A 21,358-nucleotide genomic window follows, 5' to 3' on the forward strand; every position below is an offset into this window, starting at 1 on the left:
CGCTTAGCTCGCTTACGAAGACGCAAAGACCTTTGCAGCTACTGCAAACGTAGCTTACCAGCTGGTTCCAGGCTTCACCATCACTCCAGAAGTTTCGTACACCAAGTGGGACGACAGCCGTTCCGAACTTAAGGGTGACGATGCTTGGCAGGGTATGGTTCGCTTCCAGCGTTCGTTCTAATCCTTACGGATTGGTTACAGGAAACCCGGCAGCATCGCTGCCGGGTTTTTTGTTGTCTGCAATTCTTAGAATGGTTCCGGTTGAAACCGAATCTTTAAAACCGCTCTAATTATTTGTTTTTACTTATTATCCTACGCAAAGCCGGTTTCCACTTTTGCGGGAAATGCTCAAAATTCAGCATAAGTCTTGCATTTTGAGGCGTGGCGGTTTCTCTGGTGACGTCGATAAAGACGGACCTGTGTAGTTGGAGAAGCGTGCATATGTTGAAGTGGTTCTGGCCGGGCGTGACATGGACTGCGGCGCTAACGTCCTTGGCACTGTGGTTTGGTGCTGACCGGATTGAAACCGACCTAGCTGAACGAATGGGGCAAGCGCTCACGCCTTATGCCTGGACCGGCTTTGATATCGATGGCCGTGATGTGACCTTAAAAGGTATGGCTCCGGACCCTGAATCGCAAAAGGCCGCAGTTAAGGCTGTGCAGCAGGTCCGCGGCGTTGGCGATCTTTCCGATCTGACAACTGTTCTTCAGGAAGCAAGCCCATATGTTTTCAAACTGACCAAAAGCGGGGAGGGGATCGTTCTTTCGGGGTTCATTCCCGACAATGCGATGCGCGATTCGATCATGAGTGCAGCTGAATCCGCCGGGCAAGGCGGATTGGTCGATGACGAAATGGCGCTTGCACGTGGCGCGCAGCCGGAATTCGAGGAACGCGTTTATTTTACGATTGATCTCGCCAGGAAATTTTCTGAGGCGAAGATCGAAATCTCGGACGCGACAGTTTCAGTTAAAGGCGCAGCACTCGACGGTACGACTTATAGTGAGTTGTCATCTGTTCTGAATGCGCCTCTACCCTATGGGCTGCAATTATTAAGCTCTGATATTACAAAGCCCTGATATCATTTGGCCGCTAAGTGATCTCATCCCCTGTTTCTTCTCTTTACCCGATTGACACCGGGCGCTTCGCTGCCTTTCCTGTATATATATTGACAGGTGCTTCGGATCGAACGGCAGGCGGATTCCATATGCTTTATCTTGCGGAGATGTTTTGGCCAGTTCTTCTGCTTTCGGCGGTGATTGGTGTCGCTGTGGGTTGGCTGACCGCTGCGAAATGAACGTGCCTGGATGGTTTTCTGGCAGTCCTCGGGCAGGCTTGCCAATATATGCGGGGTTTTTGATTTGCCGCGGTGGCCATCGTGGCCGCGCGCAAGTGCGTAGAGTATGAGGGAACCTACATGCCGATGTTGATCATTCAACTGGCGATTCTTATTGCCGTTGCTTTTGTAATTGGCTGCGTTTTGGGACGCCTCATCAGAGGCAAAAAAGCCGCAGGCAGGGATGAGGAAAACACGATTATCGCGGCGGCGCTCTCAAAGCCTGCGGTCGACGAAAAACCTGAACTGATCACGCCGACCAAAGCAATCGTGGTGGAAGAGCCTTTGAAAGATAAGGTCAATGAGGTGGCGGAAAAGGTCGAAGAGCCTTTGCCGCAGGCAGCAACAGATGAACTCGAATCCGGTCCAGAATCTGTAGAAGAGCCTTCAGTCGAGGAGCCGGTCTCGGATGTCCAGGATACTGATCGCCCAGAGCTACTTGATGCACCTTTGCGCGGGAAGCCGGACGATCTGACTGCAATCAGCGGTATTGGCAAGGCAGTAGAAGGAATGCTGCAAAAGCTCGGCGTATTCCATTACGCGCAGATTGCGCAATGGAATACGGACGAATCTGCATGGATTGAACGCCATATCGGATTTACTGGACGTGTTACCCGCGAAAACTGGACTGCTCAGGCCAGTAAACTGGCAGAGGCCACACAGCGCTCGGCGTCCAAGAAGAGCCCAAAACCAAAGAAGGCTGCTCCGAAGTCCAAGGCTTCAACTCGAACCAAGAAAACGTAGGCTCAAAGCGTGCCAAGTGAATAGCGTAAAACGCGGCACGCTTTAACGTCGGCCATAGATCAGGTCGGTGCGTATATCCGCACTGCCGGTGAGGCGCGCTTTATAAACCTCGTAGTTTTCCATCACACGCTGTACGTAGTTCCGGGTTTCGGAAAAAGGAATGCGCTCAATCCAGTCGACAACCTCTTCGATTGGCTTGCCACGCGGATCACCGTATTTTTCCACCCACTCGGATGCACGGCGCGGACCGGCATTATATCCGGCAAAGGTCAGCACGTAAGATCCGTTGAATCGGTCGAGCTGTTCGCCAAGAAAATGCGCGCCAAGCGTCGCATTATAGGCTGCATCGGTTGTGAGTTTCGGAGCAGAAAACGCCATTCCATTGCGCGTTGCGACACTCTTTGCGGTGGCTGGCATTAACTGTAACAGCCCGCGCGCGCCAGCTTTTGACACCGCACCAACGTTGAACTCACTTTCCTGACGAGCGATCGCGTAGGCAAGCGCTTTGCCGGAGCCACTGATATTCGCATGGGCCGGAATGGCGCCAATCGGGTGGGACAATGCTCCGACGTCCAGTCCACGGAACGCAGCGGTCTTGCCGACGCGGAGGGCGAGATAATGGCTTTCGTTCTTCTCCGCCATTACAGCGAGAAGCGCCAGTTCTCCAACGCTGCTGAGTTCCTGCGATAGCTGCGTGTAGAGAGCGGTTGCGCGGTTGCCATAGCCGATCTGTTCAAGGCGCTTGATGGCTTGTACTGCGGGACGGCCAGAAAAACGCACGCGTTCTGCATCGGATGGTCTTGGATAGGTGAGCTCGGGCGCTTTTTCGCTGAGCTTGGCTGCGGCCAGCTGCCCATAAAATGTTGTGCCGAAATGCGCGGAGCGGCGATAATAGCCGTTAGCATCGCCGCCAGCACCGGCTTCTGCGGCACGGCCCAGCCAATAATAAGCGCGGGACGCGGAAATCGGACGAGATGAAATCTCGGCGATCTTCGCAAAATGCGGTGCTGCAAGCTTTGGTTGCTTCAAAGCGCGCAAAGCATACCAACCAGCATGGAATTCCGCTTCTGCGGCCATTGTTGGTGATTCTGCGGCATGTGCTGCGACTAGCCTATAGGCGAGTTGTGGTTTGTTGGTATCTAGAAGCTCGCGCGACAGGATACGGCGTTCCACCCACCATGCGTCCGGATCAACTAGCGACGCGGCGTCTTTCGGCGCTTTCAGCATCAAATCTGTTGCTTCGCTCATACGGTCGGCACGGCGCAGAAAGCGTATCTGCAGGAACATATAAGCAGGGTTCGCGTGCCATGAGCGATCCACATCGGCGATGGATTTGGCCGTGTTTGGCGACTTCTGTGCCAATGCTGCATAAGCATTATAAAGTGACTGGGCCTGCGCCGGGCCCGCCAGAAGTTTAGCCGATTGCATGCGGTCATTGTAAAGTGAGCGCAGAAGGCGACGTTGATGATCGTCGCGTGTAAGAACGCTTGCGAATTCTTTCAGAACTTTCGCTTCATCGTCTGCCGAAAGGCGTTCCGTCGCCCACCAGGGCGCGAGAAGCTGATGCGCTTTTGTGTTGTTTCCGGTGGCCACATATGCGCGGGCAAGGGCGATCATGCCCTCAGTTGTCTGCGGGCGTGTTGTTCCGAATGTGGCAATAACGGTTGTTGCCGGTGCATTTTCCTTGAAAAGTGCACGTTCCGAATTGCGGCGCAGCGCCGCCATGCCGGGCCAGCCCGGCAGTTCAGAGGCAGCCATTGCAATTTCAGCGCTCGGCACGCCATCCATTCCGGATGTCGCTATCGACCAGGTCAATATTTGGCGGTCAAGCGAGCCTTTCGTCATTCCGTTACGATAGGCAATTGCGCCGACGATATCGCGGGAATAGAGCGCATCTAGTCCGCTCTTTAATGTGCCGCTGATTGCGGCAGGGTTCTCGACACGACTGAAGGAAGACGTGATAACCGGGTCGGGGGTGACAGGACGTGCTTTGGGCGTAACCAGATTGATTGGCGATTCATGTGTGGTAGCAGGCGCGAATGGGCGCGCCAGCGGTGTAGGAACATCCGATGGCAAAGATGACTGGGCATAAGCAGCACCCATCTGTCCCGCAAGAAGCGAAGCAGCAATAATCAGTCCACTCGAAAAGCGCGCTCTTTGCTTTAATGGCATATCTATATTTTTCTTACACATGATCTAACGAGAATAGAGTGCCTGATTGTGGGCAGAATATTGTTCAAATCGGGCTTTTCTAAGCCTGATAGATAGGGCGATTGTCCCGTATTAAGACTATGATGCCAATGCATGAAGCATTGGTTAATAAATGGTTATGTTTTTCTATTCGAACATTCGTCAAAAAACTCCACGCTCGTCGGGCAGCTGTTGCGCGATCAGGTTGCGTGGGTCGGACTAAAAAAGCGAAGGAATTTTTGCAAAACTGTCATCTGGAAGCTGATTTGGGCTAGCTCCCCGCTTGCCGGATTTGCACTGCGAGACTATGGTGCATCGCCTCGCAGCTATTCTGGCACAATCAAAAGCCAGCATGGTATTGCTAGGTACCGTCTCTATTTCTCAGGAGTTCACTGATGCTGAAAGGCTCGATTACTGCACTTGTCACGCCATTCGATAGTGAAGGAGCGTTCGACGAGAAAGCCTTTCGTGCTTTTGTGAACTGGCAGATCGAAGAGGGCACCAAAGGGCTCGTACCCGTTGGCACAACAGGCGAAACACCGACCTTGTCCCATGATGAGCACAAGCGTGTTATCGAGGTCTGCATCGAAGTAGCTGCAGGTCGCGTGCCGGTGATTGCGGGTGCTGGTTCCAACAATACGGTTGAGGCGATCGATTTCGCACAGCACGCCGAAAAGGCCGGTGCTGATGCCGTTCTTGTCGTCACGCCTTACTATAACAAGCCGAACCAGCGCGGTCTTTACGAGCATTTCTCGCGCGTTGCACGTTCGATCTCGATCCCGCTGATTATCTATAACATTCCGGGCCGCTCGGTCATCGATATGACTCCCGAAACCATGGGTATGCTTGTGCGTGATCATAAGAACATTGTTGGTGTGAAAGACGCGACCGGCAAGATCGAACGTGTTTCCGAACAGCGCGCTACGTGCGGCAAGGATTTCATCCAGCTTTCCGGCGAAGATGCAACGGCTCTCGGCTTCAATGCACATGGCGGCCTTGGTTGCATTTCGGTGACGTCCAATATTGCTCCGCGTCTCTGCGCGGAATTCCAGGATGCCTGTCAGGCCGGTGATTATGCCAGAGCGCTGGAACTTCAGGATCGCCTGATGCCGTTGCATAAGGCACTCTTCATCGAGCCAAACCCTTCGGGTCCGAAATATGCTCTGTCACGCCTTGGTCGCGTTGAAAATGTTCTTCGTTCGCCAATGGTTGCGGTTGAAGGGGCGACGGCCGAGAAGATTGATCAGGCCATGAAGCACGCCGGCCTTGTTAACTAAGGCTGCTAATCTTGTCTGGTTGAATGATTTTTACGCTCTCGCGCATGCGAGAGCGTTTTCATTTCCGGCAATGAGCATTATATGGTGCCATTATGAATAAGCCGAAAAACGCTCCTGCCCGCAAAATGGTCGCTGAAAACCGTAAAGCGCGCTACAATTTCGAGATCACCGATACGCTCGAAGCTGGTCTGGTTCTGACCGGCACAGAGGTTAAATCCTTGCGCGCCAATCAGGCCAATATTGCTGAAAGCTATGCGAGCTTTGAGAATGGCGAGTTCTGGCTGATCAATTCCTATATTCCGGAATATACGCAGGGCAATCGTTTTAATCATGAGCCGCGCCGTCTCCGTAAGCTGTTGATCAGCCGTCGCGAAATGTCACGAATTTTCAACTCGGTTTCACGCGAAGGCATGACCGTCGTTCCGTTGAAGCTATATTTCAATGATCGTGGTCGGGCGAAGCTGGAAATCGGTGTGGCGCGCGGTAAAAAAAATCACGATAAACGTGAAACTGAGAAGCAGCGCGACTGGAATCGCGAGAAATCGCGCCTGTTGCGCGATCGCGGCTAGAGCATAATCCGACCGAAGTGAAACGAGGATCGATAAGATTATGCTTAAAATAGAAGAAGTTAGAGCGTCGATCTGATCCAATCAGATCGACGTTTTAAGGCCGATACATTGCCGCAACAAAAATGAGCGCCGGAAGGCGCTCTTTTTAATAGATGATGCTGGCCGATTCTTGAGGTTCGAAATCATAACCCCACGCGAACCGGACAATTGGTGATATCAATAATCGTCGTCGAGTTCGTCGTCTTGACGACGCTGTTGCTGTGGACGTTCGGAAGGGTCGCGGCCAATTTCGGCCTTCAGCGATACCAGATCGATGAAATGATCGGCCTGACGGCGCAATTCATCGGAAATCATTGCAGGCTGTGTCGTCAGAGTGGAAACGACAGAAACCTTGCGGCCTTTGCGCTGCAACGCTTCAGCAAGCGAACGGAAATCGCCGTCGCCCGAGAAAATCACAAAATGGTCGACAGTGTCGGTGAGTTGCATGGCATCGACGGTAAGTTCGATATCCATATTGCCCTTCACCTTGCGGCGACCGGTCGAGTCGGTAAATTCCTTGGCTGCCTTGGTGACAACCTTGTAGCCGTTGTAATCGAGCCAATCGATAAGCGGACGGATCGACGAGTATTCCTGATCCTCAACCAGAGCCGTGTAATAATAGGCGCGCAGCAAATAACCGCGTTTCTGGAAGGCCTTCAAAAGTTTCCGGTAATCAATATCGAAACCGAGTGTCTTTGAAGCTGCATATAAATTCGCGCCGTCAATAAATAGCGCAATTTTTTCACGAGAATCGAACATCGTGCAATATATCCACTCTGCGGCCGGTGGTGAGTGGGCCTGCGACCGCGTATTCAGATTTGTTTTTTAAACGGCGGGGGTATTCATTTTTACCAATGACGTTTATTGCGTTCTACGGAGATATTATAGAAAAACAAGCAACTCTTGGTTGTTATTTGATCACTCTTAATTACTTTTACGGGATATTTCGATATAGCAACCGATAATCGCTTGAAATCTATTGTTTCAATTTGATCCAGTCCGTGTATTTGTCAGACAGATTCATGAACAGTTATATGTTAGCCCAGTTTTTTGAGCCTTGTCGCTGGTGTTTTGCGCTTTTGCTTGTAATTTTGGCTCACAAGCGTTATGTGCAAGAAAAATTCCGTTAAAGTTTAAGAAATGAAAGGGACCGCCTATGGCCCGCGTCACCGTTGAGGACTGCGTAGATAAGGTCGAGAACCGTTTTGAACTGGTTCTGCTGGCCGGTCACCGTGCCCGCCAGATCTCTCAGGGCGCCCAGATCACGATCGACCGCGACAACGACAAAAACCCAGTTGTTGCCCTGCGCGAAATCGCTGACGAAACACTTTCGCCGGACGATCTGAAGGAAGACCTGATTCATTCACTGCAGAAGCACGTTGAAGTTGACGAACCGGAAGCCGCTGCTCCAGCCCAGATCACCGATGCTTCGGATGCGTTGGCTGAAGGCATTGCTGAAGCTGGCGAAGACGATGTCGTTTCTTTCGACCGTATGTCGGAAGAAGAACTGCTTGCCGGTATTGAAGGCCTCGTTGCGCCAGAAAAGAACGACGACTTCTAATCGTTGCTCTGTTGTTCAGGTATTTCAGGCAAAAATCGGAACGAGTTTTGCACCGATAACGACTTGAAGATAAACAGGCCCTTGTTTTTGCGTGCGCTTCAGCTCCCAGGCTGTGGCGCACGTTTTTATGTACATGGTGGCCAGAGATATCGTGATTGGCTGTCGGGTATTTGGCTTGCCGCTGAGGCGTTTGTGACTGAAATTAAGCCTGTTGGCAGAAAACAGGTTCGGAAACTCGCAAATTATTATATTTTTTAGCGATTTCCGGTCAAAATGGCCGCTGTGTATGTGACTGGTAGGGAGTTTCTGTAGATGATGCGCCAATATGAGCTTGTGGAGCGTGTTCAGCGATACAAGCCTGACGTCAATGAGGCGCTTCTCAACAAGGCGTATGTTTATGCCATGCAGAAGCATGGCAGCCAGAAGCGCGCATCTGGGGATCCATATTTTTCACACCCACTCGAAGTCGCAGCAATTCTCACGGATATGCATCTGGATGAGGCAACCATTGCGATTGCTCTCCTGCATGATACGATTGAAGATACCACGGCGACGCGACAGGAAATCGACCAGCTGTTCGGCCCGGAGATCGGTAAGCTCGTCGAAGGTCTGACCAAGCTCAAGAAGCTTGATCTGGTTTCCAAAAAGGCCGTGCAGGCGGAAAACCTTCGCAAGCTGTTGCTGGCTATCTCCGAAGATGTGCGCGTGCTTCTGGTGAAGCTTGCAGATCGACTGCACAATATGCGTACCCTTGGCGTGATGCGCGAAGACAAGCGCCTGCGCATTGCCGAAGAAACCATGGATATCTATGCGCCGCTTGCTGGCCGTATGGGCATGCAGGACACACGCGAAGAACTCGAAGAACTGGCCTTCCGCTATATCAACCCGGACGCGTGGCGTGCGGTAACGGACCGGCTCGCTGAACTCCTAGAAAAGAACCGTGGCCTTCTGCAGAAGATTGAAGAAGACCTGTCTGAGATTTTTCAGAAGAACGGCATCAAGGCGAGCGTCAAAAGCCGTCAGAAGAAGCCGTGGTCGGTTTTCCGTAAAATGGAAACCAAGGGCCTGTCGTTCGAACAGCTTTCCGATATTTTCGGCTTCCGCGTTATGGTTGAATCCACACAGGACTGCTACCGCGCGCTTGGTCTGATCCACACGACGTGGTCGATGGTTCCGGGCCGGTTCAAAGACTATATTTCGACGCCCAAGCAAAACGACTACCGTTCGATCCACACGACGATTATCGGTCCATCGCGCCAGCGTATCGAGTTGCAGATCCGCACGCGCGTCATGGATGAAATTGCAGAATTCGGTGTTGCCGCTCATTCGATTTACAAGGATCGCGGCAGCGCCAGCAATCCACATCAGATTTCGACCGAAACCAATGCTTATGCTTGGTTGCGTCAGACCATTGAGCAGCTTTCCGAAGGCGATAATCCGGAAGAGTTCCTCGAACACACAAAGCTGGAATTGTTTCAGGATCAGGTCTTCTGCTTTACGCCGAAGGGTCGTCTTATTGCGCTGCCGCGTGGTGCCACGCCAATCGATTTCGCCTATGCGGTTCACACCGATATTGGCGATAGCTGTGTTGGTGCGAAGGTCAATGGTCGCATTATGCCGTTGATGACCGAGCTTAAAAACGGCGATGAAGTCGACATTATTCGTTCCAAGGCGCAGGTTCCGCCTGCCGCATGGGAGTCGCTTGTTGCGACAGGCAAGGCGCGTGCTGCGATCCGCCGTGCAACGCGTTCTGCCGTTCGCAAGCAGTATTCCGGTCTTGGTATGCGTATTCTTGAGCGGGCTTTTGAGCGCGCTGGGAAGCCTTTCAGTAAGGATATTCTCAAGCCTGGTTTGCCGCGCCTCGCGCGCAAAGAGGTCGAGGATGTTCTGGCTGCTGTCGGTCGTGGTGAATTGCCGTCGACTGATGTGGTGAAGGCGGTTTATCCGGATTATCAGGATACCCGCGTCACCTCGCAGAACAGCCCGGCGAAAACTGGGGAAAAGGGCTGGTTCAATATTCAGAACGCAGCCGGCATGATCTTCAAGGTGCCGGAAGGTTCCGAAGGCGCAGAAAAGCCAGAAACGACGGGCGAAAAGCCAAAACGCAAGGCCGTGCCGATCCGAGGCACCAATTCCGACTTGCCGGTGCGTTTTGCCCCGGAAGGGGCTGTGCCGGGCGACCGTATCGTCGGTATCATGCAGCCGGGTGCAGGTATCACGATCTATCCGATCCAGTCACCGGCACTGACCGCTTATGACGATCAGCCTGAGCGCTGGATTGACGTGCGCTGGGACATTGATGAGGGGATGCATGAACGCTTCCCGGCCCGGGTCAGTGTGTCGGCAATTAATTCACCGGGATCTCTGGCTGAAATTGCGCAGATCGTTGCGTCGAATGACGCCAATATTCATAATCTCTCAATGGTGCGAACCGCGCCCGATTTTACTGAAATGATCATTGACGTTGAAGTGTGGGACCTTAAACACCTCAATCGTATCATTTCTCAATTGAAAGAAAGCGCAAGCGTCAGTGGCGCAAGGCGCGTGAACGGATAAGGCACAATGAAAACCGAAGACGTCCTTGCTGTCTTCCGCGAAGCGGGAGCGATCCTTGAAGGCCATTTCATTCTAACCTCAGGCCTGCGTAGCCCGATCTTCTTGCAGAAGGCACGCGTTTTCATGCATGCCGACAAGACCGAAAAGCTCTGCAAGGCATTGGCCGAGAAAATCAAGGCAGCGGATATCGGAAAGATCGACTATGTCGTCGGGCCAGCAATCGGTGGACTTATTCCGTCCTACGAAACCTCGCGCCATCTGGGTGTGCCATCGGTATGGGTAGAACGCGAGAATGGTGTGTTCCGTTTACGCCGCTTCGATGTGCCAAAGGGATCGCGCGTCGTGATCGTGGAAGATATCGTCACAACGGGCCTCTCGATTCGTGAAACCATTGATTGCATGAAGGATATCGGCATCGAAGTCGTAGCCGCCGCTTGTATTGTGGATCGTTCAGCGGGCAAGGCGGATGTCGGCACAAAGCTCATCTCGCTTGCCGAATATGAAGTGCCAGCCTATTCGCCAGACAATTTGCCGCCGGAATTGGCTGCAATCCCTGCGATTAAGCCAGGTAGCCGCAATATCTAAGCGGCTCTCACTATAATATTGATTTAATGGATGTGGTTTCTGCCCTGCGGCGAAATTGCGCTTTGCGGTATTTGTTTCGTACCCTTAATTTAGAGGGAAGGGCAAGCCCATGCCCGTCCCCCTGTTTAGGAATATGTCGTGGCTGTTGTGCCTCTAGTTTTCGATCCAAAATCTCCTTATCGGGCTCCATGCGGTGTATGCGTCGATTGCGATGTACGTCGCATGGCGGTTTGCTCCGCACTCGATGATGGCGATCTTGGCGCGCTTGAGGCCATCATGACCTCCAAGAAGCTTGATGCGAACGAGATGCTGGTGGAAGAGGGCGAGCCGAAGCGCCGGGTTTTCAGCCTGACTTCGGGTATGCTGCGCATCTATACATCACTGCCTGATGGGCGTCGCCAGATTGCAGGGTTTCTGGTTCCCGGCGACTATCTGGGTCTAGCCGATGATGATGTTTATTCGCAATCGGCTGAGGCTGTTGTTCCTTCGGTCCTCTGTGCTTTTTCGTCTAAAGAGATGGAAGCATTGATGAACAGCTTTCCGAAGCTCAAGGAGCGTCTTCACCAGATGACGCGTGAAGCGCTGCGTACCGCGCGTGATAATCAGCTTGTGCTGGGGCGCCTTGCACCAGTGGAAAAGCTTGCAAGTTTCCTTCTGGTCTTGGCTGCGCGCGCTGAAAAGCGAGGTGAAAAGGCCAATCTCGTTCACTTGGCAATGAACCGCACAGATATTGCCGATTATCTCGGTCTGACGATTGAAACAGTCAGCCGCAGCTTCACCAAGCTAAAGACGCAAGGCCTTATCCAGTTACTTGATGCGAACACCGTCGAGATATTGTCGCGTCGTTCGCTTGCGGCTGTTGCCGGCATGGATATCGAAGCGATGTGATCCTGCTTCGATCAGAACAAGATGCATGTAAAAACAAATGATTAGAGCGCCAATCTGATTCAATAAGATCGCTTTATACTCTGACAGAAATGCGAAGCAGTTTTGCGTTGGTATATGTTTCAGAAGAATAGATAGAGCGGTTCCAACACTTAAATCCTACATCGAACTCTACCGGTCCCTATTTATTTGTTTTCATTTCGTTGATTCAAATCAATGAAGATTTCTTAAACGACGACTACACCTGATCGTGGAAATTGACGCAGCACAGTCAAGTGCTGCTCGGTCTTAACGAGGTGAACAGGTGTCATTGTGGTTGGCAATTACAATATCGGCTGTCATGCATGCGGGCTTCCTTGCCGCATCATGCCGACTTGCCCCGCAGAATGTTCGTCCTCGTCCAGTGCGCGTGGTTGCGACAGGCTATCACCGGAACGCAAGGCTGGCGGAGTGGAATCATCATGCATGAAGCCACGATAAGACGTTATGCGGCACTTGCCGTGCCTCGCTACACTTCGTTCCCAACGGCCGTGGATTTCACACCGATCACGCCTGACAGCACAAAGCGTTGGTTGCGTCAGATAGGCCCGGAAGAAAGCGTTTCGCTTTATATCCACGTGCCGTATTGCAAAGAAATCTGTCACTATTGCGGCTGCCATTCCAAGATGGCGGTTCGCGAAGATGTCATCGAGAATTTCGTTGTCGCGCTCTTAAGCGAGATTGAAACTGTAAGTGCAAGTCTGACGGCGCGTCCGCAGGTCGTGCACCTACATTGGGGTGGGGGCACTCCTTCTATTCTTCATGCCACGCAGTTCAAGCGGATCATGGCGGCTCTTCGTCTGGCATTCGATTTCCATCCGGATATGGAGCACGCCATTGAGCTTGACCCGCGCACGGTCAATCCCATTCTGGTAAAGACCTTGTCCTTGATGGGTGTGAACCGCGCCAGCCTTGGCGTGCAGGATGTCGACACCGATGTGCAGAAAGCTATTGGCCGCGTTCAGCCAATTGAGACGGTTATCCGTGCTGCAACTTTACTGCGGGAAGTCGGCATCGATAAACTCAACTTCGATCTGATCTACGGTCTGCCGCTGCAAACGATTGAGACATTGCGTGAGACGTGCAAGCGGGTTGCTGAACTCAAGCCTGATCGTGTTGCCTGTTTTGGCTACGCGCATCTGCCGCAACGTCGCGCCAATCAGCGACTGATTGATGAGAACAGTCTGCCAGATGCTGATGAGCGTTTCGCACAGGCAAGTGCTGTAGCAGAAAGCTTTCTTGGTTTCGGTTATCTACCCGTGGGCATTGACCACTTTGCATTGCCCGATGATACACTGGCCATTGCGGCAGAAAATGGCACGTTGCATCGCAATTTCCAGGGATACACAACGGATCGTTGCCAAACATTGATTGGGCTAGGCCCATCGTCGATTTCGCAATATCCAGCGGGTTACACGCAGAATATTTCCGATGTGGGACAATACAGCAAACGCGTTGTGGCGGGAGATCTTGCAACCGTGCGCGGCTACACGATGCGCGACAGTGACAGGCTCCGTGCAGGCATTATTACGGCGCTTATGTGTAATTTCCGCGTTGATCTGAATGCAACCGCACCGGGCGTTGAGTTCTCCGATGAACTGGCCTTGCTGCGCCCGTTGGTGGCTGATGGTCTTGTGGAAGTGCACAACGGTGTCATCAGTGCAACGGAAGACGGCAAGCCGCTCATCCGTCTGGTTGCGGCGACATTTGATGAGTTTCGCAGAGAGAGTATGCACGGCTTCAGTTCCGCCGTGTGAGAGATTGCAGGCACATTGCAGCAAAAGACATCGCAATGTGCGCCAGAACAAAGAAGTAGAGTGCATTTCACTCTATTCAGAGCTGCCGCTGAACCGGGCCGTCAAAAGGTCAGTGGCATTAGGAGCACCGTTCGTTGGGGGATGAGCGGTGCTCCACTTTTTTTGAACTGTCTGTGCTGTCCTATCGAGCTTTCTCAATCTTCGGCAGAAAGATGGTCAGCAATCCGAGAAGCGGAAGATAAGAGCAGATCTGATAGACAAACTCGATGCTCGTCCGGTCTGCCACTACACCCAGCGCTGCCGCCGCAATGCCGGCGATGCCAAATGCAAGGCCGAAGAACAGTCCTGACACCATCCCCACGCGTCCCGGCAGCAATTCCTGTGCGAAAACAATGATTGCAGGGAAAGCGGAAGCCAGCACGAAACCAATTATAATGGTCAGAACCGCTGTGACTTCGAGGTTTGCGTAAGGCAATGCCAGTGTGAAGGGCACGATACCGAGGATCGAAACCCAGATCACTGTGCGCGTACCGATCTTGTCGCCGATGGGGCCTCCGACAATTGTACCTGCTGCAACGGCACCAAGGAACAGGAACAGCAGCAACTGCGATGCCTGAACGGTTACGCCAAAATGGCTGATCGTATAGAAGGTGTAGTAGCTCGTGAGGCTCGCCATATAGACATACTTGGTGAAGATCAGCATGGCGAGCACGGAGATTGAGGCAATAACCTTGTTGCGCGGCAGCGGCAGTGTCTTGTCAGGCTTCGGCTTGCTCTTGTTGGCGAGATTATGCTGGTTGTACCAGTTTCCGACATACCAGAGCAGTACCATGCCAATCAGTGCAGCGATCGAGAACCAGGATACGCTGGCCTGCCCGAAAGGCAGAACAATAAAAGCTGCAAGCAACGGGCCGATGGACGAGCCGAAATTGCCACCCACCTGGAACAGTGACTGTGCGAAACCATGACGACCGCCAGATGCGAGACGTGCAACGCGTGCCGCTTCCGGATGGAATACCGATGAACCGAAGCCGATGAAGGCTGCACCGAGAAGCAGAATGGAATAGTGATGCGCGGTCGCAAGCAGGAGCAAACCGATCAGCGTACAACCCATGCCGAATGGCAGCGAATAGGGCATTGGACGACGGTCGGTATAAATGCCCACAATTGGCTGCAAGATCGACGCCGTGACCTGAAAGGTGAAGGTGAGCAAGCCGATCTGCCAGAAAGACAGGCTGTAATTGTCCTTGAGCATCGGATAGATGGCCGGAAGAAGCGACTGCATCATGTCGTTCAGGAAATGGCCCATACTCGTAGCCAGAATAATGGCGAGAACCGTATTGTTTGCGCCAGTGTTTGAAGGCTGCTCGGCAGCACTCATGCTCATAGTCCTACTCCGAAGATAATCCGTGAGGGAAATTTCCCCATAATTTGCGTTGGTTGGGCAGGAAGCTCAATTCGAATGTTTTCGAATATTTCTAACCTGCCCCTTTCATAATTAGATTGTTTCGCGCCTGCTTTCGTGATTTGGTCCATTACTTTCGAGAGTGGGCCAAACCAGATGAAGCCAAAATCGCCTCCGGGGCTCCTGTTGCCGGGCAGTGAGGACCTGCAAAAGTTCCATGAACAGCGTATCGAGATGCTGGAACGCCTGAGCGGGCCAGTGATCGCGCTGCCGACAAAATATCCGGATGGCTATTTTGTACCGCGTCACAGCCACAGTCGAGCACAGCTCTTGTGTGCTTCGCAAGGCGTGGTTCTGGTGACGACCGATGCCGGTCGCTGGTTGATCCCGGGGGATCACGCGATGTGGATTCCTGCAGGTGTAAAACATTCCGTCGAAATTGTCGGCGATGTTTTCATGCGCTCAATTTATATCGCGCTTGATGCCATTTCGGGCGTGCCTGACTATTTACACGTGGTTGGCATGACCGATCTGATGCGTTGCCTCATCATTGATGCGACGTCGGTCGACAGCATTCCTGAACCGGGCAGTCGCGACGCTCTGGTGATTGAGTTGATCCTCAGAGATCTGCACACCTTGCCACAACGGCCGCTCGGCTTGCCTTTCCCGTCAGATCCGCGTCTGCAAAATCTCTGCCGTCAATTTGTGAAGAAGCCTTCCGCGCGCGCGACAATCGATGATTGGGCGGATCGCATGGCGATGAGCCGTCGCTCATTCACCCGCCACTTTCAGCGCGAGACAGGCATAAGCTTGTCTGTGTGGCGCCAGCAGGCATGCCTGTTTGCTGCCGTTCCACGCCTTACGGAAGGCGAAGCAGTTACGAGCGTGGCGCTTGATCTGGGCTATGATAGTGTTTCCGCCTTTACGACAATGTTTCGCCGTATGCTGGGTGTATCACCGAAGTTCTATTTGCCGCGTCTTGATGGAGTACGCTTCGAGCGTAGCGATAGGATCTCTGCCGCATCGGTTGAACAATAATAACAATTGTCTCGGTGCTTAGAGAACAGTATGAGAAGCCTATGTTATTCCAACGTCGAAATCCGCCGACCCGCAAAGAGCGCCTAAGGCTGCTCGTCTGGCCGCGCCGCTCCTTCGCCCGCTCGTTTAAATATGGCGGCAAGCGTGTGCTACGCATTACTGCGTCTCCACATGCAGTGGCCGCAGGACTGGCCGTTGGCGTCTTTTCGGCTTTTACACCGTTCTTTGGTTTTCACCTGATTATTGCAATTGTTCTGGCATATTTTCTGGCCGGTAACATTGCTGCAGCAGCGCTGGGCACCACACTTGCCAATCCTCTGACGCTCCCGTTTATCTGGGGTAGCACTTATGAGCTTGGCCGCTTTGTCATCAGCGGGGATATCGAAAGCGCGCCGCCTTTGCATTTGGGACACGCACTTCAAACGATGAAGTTCGGAGAAGTCTGGACACCTCTGCTCAAGCCGATGTTGTTCGGTTCGACCATACTTGGAGCAGTTTTTGCGGTGATTGCCTATTTTGTGACGCGTTTTGCAGTCACGGCCTTCCGTCGTCGCAGGCTCGAACGACTTGCCGAAAAACACAATAAGCACCATGCCCGGGAGCCGCAGAAAATATGATCATCGGCATTGGCAGCGATCTGATTGATATCCGCCGCATTGAAAAGACGCTCGAAAAGCACGGTGACCGTTTCACCCAACGTGTTTTTACCGAGGTTGAACAAGCAAAATCAGATGGGCGCAGACAGCGCGCTGCATCTTATGCAAAGCGTTTCGCCGCAAAAGAAGCTTGTTCCAAAGCGCTTGGCACGGGGCTTTCGAATGGCGTTTTCTGGCGCGATATGGGGGTGGTGAATACACCTTCCGGCAAGCCGACCATGCAGCTGACTGGCGGCGCGGCTGAGCAACTGAAGCGCATGCTGCCAAAAGGCAAACGCGCTGCCATACATCTGACAATTACCGATGATTTTCCTCTAGCGCAGGCTTTTGTCATTATCGAAGCGCTGCCAGAAACCGAGTAATGCATGTTGCGGAAGAGCGAAAACGCTTTTCCGATAATGGCGTTAACAAAACAATTGCGATTGTGGCAGGTAAACTCCTGCTCATAATCATGCGAGATAGCGGTGTTTGGATTGCTTCGAGCAACCTTAGCCGTTATTAGATCGCACATCGGCAAGCGGAGATACAATGAGCGTGTCCAGCAAAAGTGAAACTAAAAAATCAGGCGGCCTTGGCGAAACCGTCAGCGTTATCGTGCAAGCTCTCCTGCTGGCACTGATTATTCGCAGCCTGCTTTTTCAACCTTTCAGCATTCCGTCCGGCTCCATGCGCCCAACTCTGCTGGAAGGTGATTATTTGTTTGTGTCGAAATACGCCTATGGCTATTCGCGCTATTCGCTGCCGTTCGGTCTGGACCTCTTCTCCGGTCGTATTTGGGGGGCTGAGCCCAAGCGCGGTGATGTCGTGGTCTTCAAGCTGCCAAGTGACACCAACGTCGATTACATCAAACGCGTGATCGGTCTTCCAGGTGATCGCGTGCAGATGCGTGCCGGCGTTCTCTATATCAATGATGTCGCTGTTAAGCGCGAGCGTGTTGGCACAATCGACAATCCTGACGTGACCGAAGTCAATCGTCCGGTTGAAGTCTATCGCGAAACGCTGCCCAATGGCGTCACTTACGATACGCTCGATCTTGCACCAAATTCCATTGGTGACGATACACGTGTGTTCGAAGTGCCTGCCGGTCATTATTTCATGATGGGTGATAATCGCGACAACTCGCTCGATAGCCGTTTTGGCGTTGGTTATGTGCCTTTCGAAAATCTGGTCGGTCGTGCGAACATTATTTTCTTCTCGATTGCCGATAAGACAAGCCCGCTTGAAATCTGGAAATGGCCATCTGATGTTCGCTTCAGCCGCCTCATCTCCTGGGTGAGTGGTGAGCCGCATACTGCCGTAACCGGAAACTGAAATGGTCTCCGAGAACAAAGCAGCAGCAATTCTGGAGGAGCGCACAGGACACCGTTTTCTCAATCTGAAGCGGTTGGAACGTGCGCTCACCCATTCGAGCGTTCAGGCACCTTCACGTGCCAACTATGAGCGACTGGAGTTTCTTGGCGACCGCGTGCTTGGTCTCGTGGTTGCTGAAATGCTTTTCGAAGCCTTTCCAGATGCGCCGGAAGGGGAATTGTCAGTTCGCCTCAACGCGCTGGTCAATGCCGAAACCTGTGCCGCAATTGCCGATGAGATTGGTCTTGCCGATCTGATCCATACCGGCTCCGACATCAAGTCTCTTAATGACACGCGTCTGCTCAATGTTCGTGCCGATGTCGTCGAAGCGTTGATTGCGACCATTTATATGGATAGCGGACTGGAAGCAGCACGTGGTTTCATCAAGCGCTATTGGCAGAAACGGTCGCTTGAAACAGGTGCCGCGCGTCGCGATGCAAAAACAGAGTTGCAGGAATGGGCACACCAGCAGGGCAATGTGCATCCTGTCTACGCAATTGTGAGCCGCAGTGGCCCGGACCATGATCCGCTTTTTACAGTTGAAGTGACTGTGAAAGGATTTGCTCCTGAAACCGGCGAGGGGCGTTCCAAGCGTATTGCTGAGCAAGCTGCTGCTGAAGCAATGTTGTACAGGGAAACTGTCTGGAAGAGAGACAGTTCTGCGTGAGGCGTGATCAACATTCTTTTAGAACTCCGTGTGTCCTGCCGGATGCATGGAAATCGCTCTAACAGTTTAAATTTGCTGCATAATTTAACCTTATATTGATTCAAGTTTAAGGAATTTTGCAGTAAGTGAAATTCGGCTATAATCAGATTAACAGCGACAGTGGTGGGCCGTCGCATCGGCAGAGTGGTTTGGGCGAGGACCGTTTCCTGCTGTCGAGATTACATAGAGCAATTCCAGCGAAAGTGGGGACCGGTTTACGTCGGGAATTGCGCAGAACAAAAGATAGGGCGGCTCCTGTTTCTTTGAGAACAAGAGCGCTCTCAAAAGGATAAGCAATGAATAATCCGACGACGCCGTCAGCCGGCGAAACTGAAACCGGGCAGACCCGTTCTGGCTTTGTGGCGCTGATTGGTGCGCCAAATGCCGGAAAATCCACGCTGGTCAACCAGCTCGTGGGTACGAAGGTTTCCATCGTCACGCATAAGGTGCAGACGACGCGTGCGCTGGTACGCGGCATTTTCATCGAAAACAACGCGCAGATCGTGCTCGTCGATACGCCCGGTATTTTCCGGCCCAAACGCAGGCTGGACCGCGCGATGGTCACAACAGCCTGGGGCGGTGCGAAGGATGCCGATATCATCCTCGTTATCCTCGATGCGCAGGGCGGTCTGAATGAGAACGCCGAAGCGCTTCTTGAAAGCATGGTCAATGTTCGCCAGAAAAAGGTGCTGGTTTTGAACAAGGTCGACCGGGTCGATCCGCCACAGCTGCTTGAACTCGCGCAGAAGGCAAATGAAAAGGTCGCTTTTGACCGGACCTTCATGATCTCAGCGCTCAATGGCTCAGGCTGTAAGGATCTCGCAAAGTTCCTGGCAGAGACCGTTCCAAACGGCCCGTGGTATTACCCGGAAGATCAGATTTCCGATATGCCGATGCGTCAGCTTGCGGCAGAAATCACCCGCGAAAAGCTCTATCTCCGTCTGCATGAAGAACTGCCTTATTCCTCGACGGTGGAAACCGAGCGCTGGGAAGAGCGCAAGGACGGCTCGGTGCGTATCGAGCAGGTCATCTATGTCGAGCGTGAAAGCCAGAAGAAGATCGTTCTTGGCCACAAAGGCGAAACGATCAAGGCGATCGGGCAGTCGGCACGTAAAGAGATCAGCGAGATTCTGGAGCAGAATGCGCACCTCTTCCTGTTTGTGAAAGTGCGTGAGAACTGGGGTAATGATCCTGAACGCTATCGCGAAATGGGTCTTGATTTCCCGAAGTAAGTTAAAGTCAGGTTTTCATGGAATGGCGCGATAGCTGCGCATAATTCAGAGAGTCGTTCGATTTTTGTATAGAATTATGCGCAAAAAGGAATGTGGTACACACCTCCATGGAATGGCGCGATGAAGGCATAGTTCTCGGCACACGACGACATGGCGAAACAAGCGCCATTGTCGAAGTGATGACGCGTGAGCATGGCCGTCATATGGGTATGGTGCGGGGCGGGCGGTCCCGCCGCATGCAACCGCTGCTCCAGCCCGGCAACCATGTCGATTTGGCATGGTGGGCGCGGTTGGATGAACATCTCGGCAGTTTTACCATTGAGCCGCTTGGCTTTGCGGCGGCTCGCCTTATCGAAACGCCTGTTGCACTTTATGGCATCCAGCTTGCAGCTGCACATTTGCGGCTGCTGCCGGAGCGCGACCCACAAGGCGGGCTTTATGAAACGCTCCGCCTCATCATCGAGCATTTTGATGATCCGCTGGCCTCTGGCGAATTGCTCCTGCGATTTGAAGTGATGATGCTTGAAGAGCTGGGGTTCGGTCTTGACCTCAAGGAATGTGCAGCCACCGGTGTTCGCGAAAATCTGATTTATGTGTCACCCAAATCAGGGCGCGCGGTCTGTGGTGATGCAGGTGCTCCCTGGGCTGACAAGATGTTGCCATTGCCCGCCTTCGTTAACAGCACATCGGTGCGCCCGTCCTGTTATGATGATCTCAACGATGCTTTCCGAATGACAGGTTTTTTCTTCCTGCGCCATGTGTGGGAACCTCGTGCACAAACTCCACCCGATGCGCGCGGCGGGTTTTTGAATGCGATAGCGCGCACAATTAGAGCATTTCCAGTTTAAGATGAATCGTTGGAAATGCTCTATCTATTTGTTTTCTGCGCATTTTGTCCCGAAAACCGGTTCCCACTTTTCGGAATGCGCTCTAGTTTGCAACAGGCAGGCTGAACACATTGCCCTCAAAGGCATCTTTGCCGCGCCCGATGGTGCGGATAGCCTCGACCATACGTCCCTTGCGAACGAGTATTTTATCGGCCAGTTCTATCAGGCGCATATTGGGAGTGGCGGATGGTGAAAGCTCGCGCAATGTTCTTGCGATCTCAGCCTCATCAAGCTGCGGCTCAAGAGAGAGCGCTGCGATATAGGCTGCTGCCGTTGAACGCGATATCCCCGCATAGCAATGGATCAGCAGCGGTTTTTTCTTATCCCAATCAGACGTAAATTCCAGCAATTGTTCGACATGGAAGCTTTGGGGCGTCACCAGTCCGTCACGCGGCTCAATGATGTCGTTAAAGATCAAGCTGAGGCGCTTCATGGTGCCGGAGAGTAAAGGCAGATCGCCACTGCTGAGCGTCACGATATGGCTCGGCTGATGCCGTTCGATTTGGGCTTCAAGCTTCGAGAGCGGACTAACCACGATATAAGTCATG

The 21,358-nt window shown here is 52.7% G+C and carries 20 protein-coding genes and 1 pseudogene; 17 read left to right on the forward strand and 4 right to left on the reverse strand.

Annotated elements, in window-relative coordinates:
• Nucleotides 1–7: 7 nt before the first annotated feature.
• From CEV33_RS17860 to CEV33_RS17870, 3 genes and pseudogenes are all read left to right on the forward strand, one after another.
• Nucleotides 8–181 (forward strand): annotated as a pseudogene (locus CEV33_RS17860) (porin); the annotation flags it as partial.
• Nucleotides 182–441: 260 nt separating this feature from the next.
• The gene (locus CEV33_RS17865; RefSeq protein WP_094541775.1) at nucleotides 442–1,077 is read left to right on the forward strand and encodes a BON domain-containing protein; all 636 of its coding nucleotides are present in this window, start codon (nucleotides 442–444) and stop codon (nucleotides 1,075–1,077) included.
• Nucleotides 1,078–1,415: 338 nt separating this feature from the next.
• Nucleotides 1,416–2,078 carry a hypothetical protein gene (locus CEV33_RS17870; protein ID WP_094541776.1) on the forward strand — a complete coding sequence of 221 codons (663 nt, stop codon included), beginning with the start codon at nucleotides 1,416–1,418 and terminating at the stop codon, nucleotides 2,076–2,078.
• Nucleotides 2,079–2,120: 42 nt separating this feature from the next.
• On the opposite strand, the gene CEV33_RS17875 is transcribed toward CEV33_RS17870, so the two are convergent.
• Entirely contained in the window at nucleotides 2,121–4,181 is a 2,061-nt protein-coding gene (locus tag CEV33_RS17875; protein ID WP_235818455.1) for a lytic transglycosylase domain-containing protein, read from the reverse strand.
• A 482-nt stretch (nucleotides 4,182–4,663) separates the two neighbouring features.
• On the opposite strand from CEV33_RS17875, the gene dapA reads away from it, so the two are divergent.
• Both dapA and smpB read left to right on the forward strand, forming a co-directional pair.
• Nucleotides 4,664–5,545, forward strand: coding sequence for a 4-hydroxy-tetrahydrodipicolinate synthase (gene dapA, locus CEV33_RS17880; protein ID WP_094541778.1), 882 nt, complete (start codon nucleotides 4,664–4,666; stop codon nucleotides 5,543–5,545).
• Nucleotides 5,546–5,637: 92 nt separating this feature from the next.
• The gene (gene smpB, locus CEV33_RS17885; protein ID WP_094541779.1) at nucleotides 5,638–6,114 is read left to right on the forward strand and encodes an SsrA-binding protein SmpB; all 477 of its coding nucleotides are present in this window, start codon (nucleotides 5,638–5,640) and stop codon (nucleotides 6,112–6,114) included.
• Between the two features lie 216 nt (nucleotides 6,115–6,330).
• On the opposite strand, the gene CEV33_RS17890 is transcribed toward smpB, so the two are convergent.
• Complete coding sequence (locus tag CEV33_RS17890) at nucleotides 6,331–6,912, reverse strand: LabA-like NYN domain-containing protein (RefSeq protein ID WP_094541780.1); 582 nt, start codon at nucleotides 6,910–6,912, stop codon at nucleotides 6,331–6,333.
• Between the two features lie 397 nt (nucleotides 6,913–7,309).
• Here CEV33_RS17890 and rpoZ point away from each other — a divergent pair, with 397 nt between their 5' ends.
• From rpoZ to hemN, 5 genes are all read left to right on the forward strand, one after another.
• A complete protein-coding gene (gene rpoZ, locus CEV33_RS17895; RefSeq protein ID WP_024897324.1) occupies nucleotides 7,310–7,714 on the forward strand; it encodes a DNA-directed RNA polymerase subunit omega in 405 nt (134 codons plus the stop codon).
• A 312-nt stretch (nucleotides 7,715–8,026) separates the two neighbouring features.
• On the forward strand, nucleotides 8,027–10,270 hold the full coding sequence (locus CEV33_RS17900; RefSeq protein WP_094541781.1) for a RelA/SpoT family protein: 2,244 nt from the start codon (nucleotides 8,027–8,029) through the stop codon (nucleotides 10,268–10,270).
• A 6-nt stretch (nucleotides 10,271–10,276) separates the two neighbouring features.
• Nucleotides 10,277–10,855: an orotate phosphoribosyltransferase gene (gene pyrE, locus CEV33_RS17905; RefSeq protein ID WP_094541782.1), complete on the forward strand. Its 579-nt coding sequence runs from the start codon at nucleotides 10,277–10,279 to the stop codon at nucleotides 10,853–10,855.
• A 138-nt stretch (nucleotides 10,856–10,993) separates the two neighbouring features.
• A complete protein-coding gene (locus CEV33_RS17910; RefSeq protein ID WP_094541783.1) occupies nucleotides 10,994–11,743 on the forward strand; it encodes a helix-turn-helix domain-containing protein in 750 nt (249 codons plus the stop codon).
• 458 nt (nucleotides 11,744–12,201) lie between these two features.
• Entirely contained in the window at nucleotides 12,202–13,536 is a 1,335-nt protein-coding gene (hemN, locus tag CEV33_RS17915) for an oxygen-independent coproporphyrinogen III oxidase (RefSeq protein WP_094541784.1), read from the forward strand.
• Between the two features lie 181 nt (nucleotides 13,537–13,717).
• On the opposite strand, the gene CEV33_RS17920 is transcribed toward hemN, so the two are convergent.
• Nucleotides 13,718–14,923, reverse strand: a complete 1,206-nt coding sequence (locus CEV33_RS17920; protein ID WP_094541785.1) for an MFS transporter — start codon at nucleotides 14,921–14,923, stop codon at nucleotides 13,718–13,720.
• Between the two features lie 204 nt (nucleotides 14,924–15,127).
• Between CEV33_RS17920 and CEV33_RS17925 the strand changes: the two genes are divergently transcribed.
• From CEV33_RS17925 to recO, 7 genes are all read left to right on the forward strand, one after another.
• Entirely contained in the window at nucleotides 15,128–15,979 is an 852-nt protein-coding gene (locus tag CEV33_RS17925) for an AraC family transcriptional regulator (protein WP_208620224.1), read from the forward strand.
• 41 nt (nucleotides 15,980–16,020) lie between these two features.
• Nucleotides 16,021–16,596 (forward strand): type IV secretion system effector BspA, encoded by a 576-nt coding sequence (gene bspA, locus CEV33_RS17930; RefSeq protein WP_094541787.1) that lies wholly within the window; start codon nucleotides 16,021–16,023, stop codon nucleotides 16,594–16,596.
• A complete protein-coding gene (gene acpS, locus CEV33_RS17935) occupies nucleotides 16,593–16,997 on the forward strand; it encodes a holo-ACP synthase (protein ID WP_094541788.1) in 405 nt (134 codons plus the stop codon). The genes bspA and acpS overlap by 4 nt, the downstream gene beginning before the upstream one ends.
• A gap of 166 nt (nucleotides 16,998–17,163) precedes the next feature.
• Nucleotides 17,164–17,946: a signal peptidase I gene (gene lepB, locus CEV33_RS17940; protein ID WP_094541789.1), complete on the forward strand. Its 783-nt coding sequence runs from the start codon at nucleotides 17,164–17,166 to the stop codon at nucleotides 17,944–17,946.
• A gap of 1 nt (nucleotide 17,947) precedes the next feature.
• The gene (gene rnc / locus CEV33_RS17945; RefSeq protein ID WP_094541790.1) at nucleotides 17,948–18,652 is read left to right on the forward strand and encodes a ribonuclease III; all 705 of its coding nucleotides are present in this window, start codon (nucleotides 17,948–17,950) and stop codon (nucleotides 18,650–18,652) included.
• Nucleotides 18,653–18,987: 335 nt separating this feature from the next.
• Nucleotides 18,988–19,923 carry a GTPase Era gene (era, locus tag CEV33_RS17950; RefSeq protein WP_094541791.1) on the forward strand — a complete coding sequence of 312 codons (936 nt, stop codon included), beginning with the start codon at nucleotides 18,988–18,990 and terminating at the stop codon, nucleotides 19,921–19,923.
• 107 nt (nucleotides 19,924–20,030) lie between these two features.
• Nucleotides 20,031–20,771, forward strand: a complete 741-nt coding sequence (gene recO, locus CEV33_RS17955) for a DNA repair protein RecO (RefSeq protein ID WP_094541792.1) — start codon at nucleotides 20,031–20,033, stop codon at nucleotides 20,769–20,771.
• Between the two features lie 82 nt (nucleotides 20,772–20,853).
• Here recO and CEV33_RS17960 read toward each other — a convergent pair whose 3' ends face one another.
• Nucleotides 20,854–21,357 carry a tyrosine phosphatase family protein gene (locus CEV33_RS17960; RefSeq protein ID WP_094541793.1) on the reverse strand — a complete coding sequence of 168 codons (504 nt, stop codon included), beginning with the start codon at nucleotides 21,355–21,357 and terminating at the stop codon, nucleotides 20,854–20,856.
• Nucleotide 21,358 lies beyond the last annotated feature (1 nt).

This window comes from Brucella grignonensis, from assembly GCF_002252505.1.
Lineage (GTDB): Bacteria > Pseudomonadota > Alphaproteobacteria > Rhizobiales > Rhizobiaceae > Brucella > Brucella grignonensis.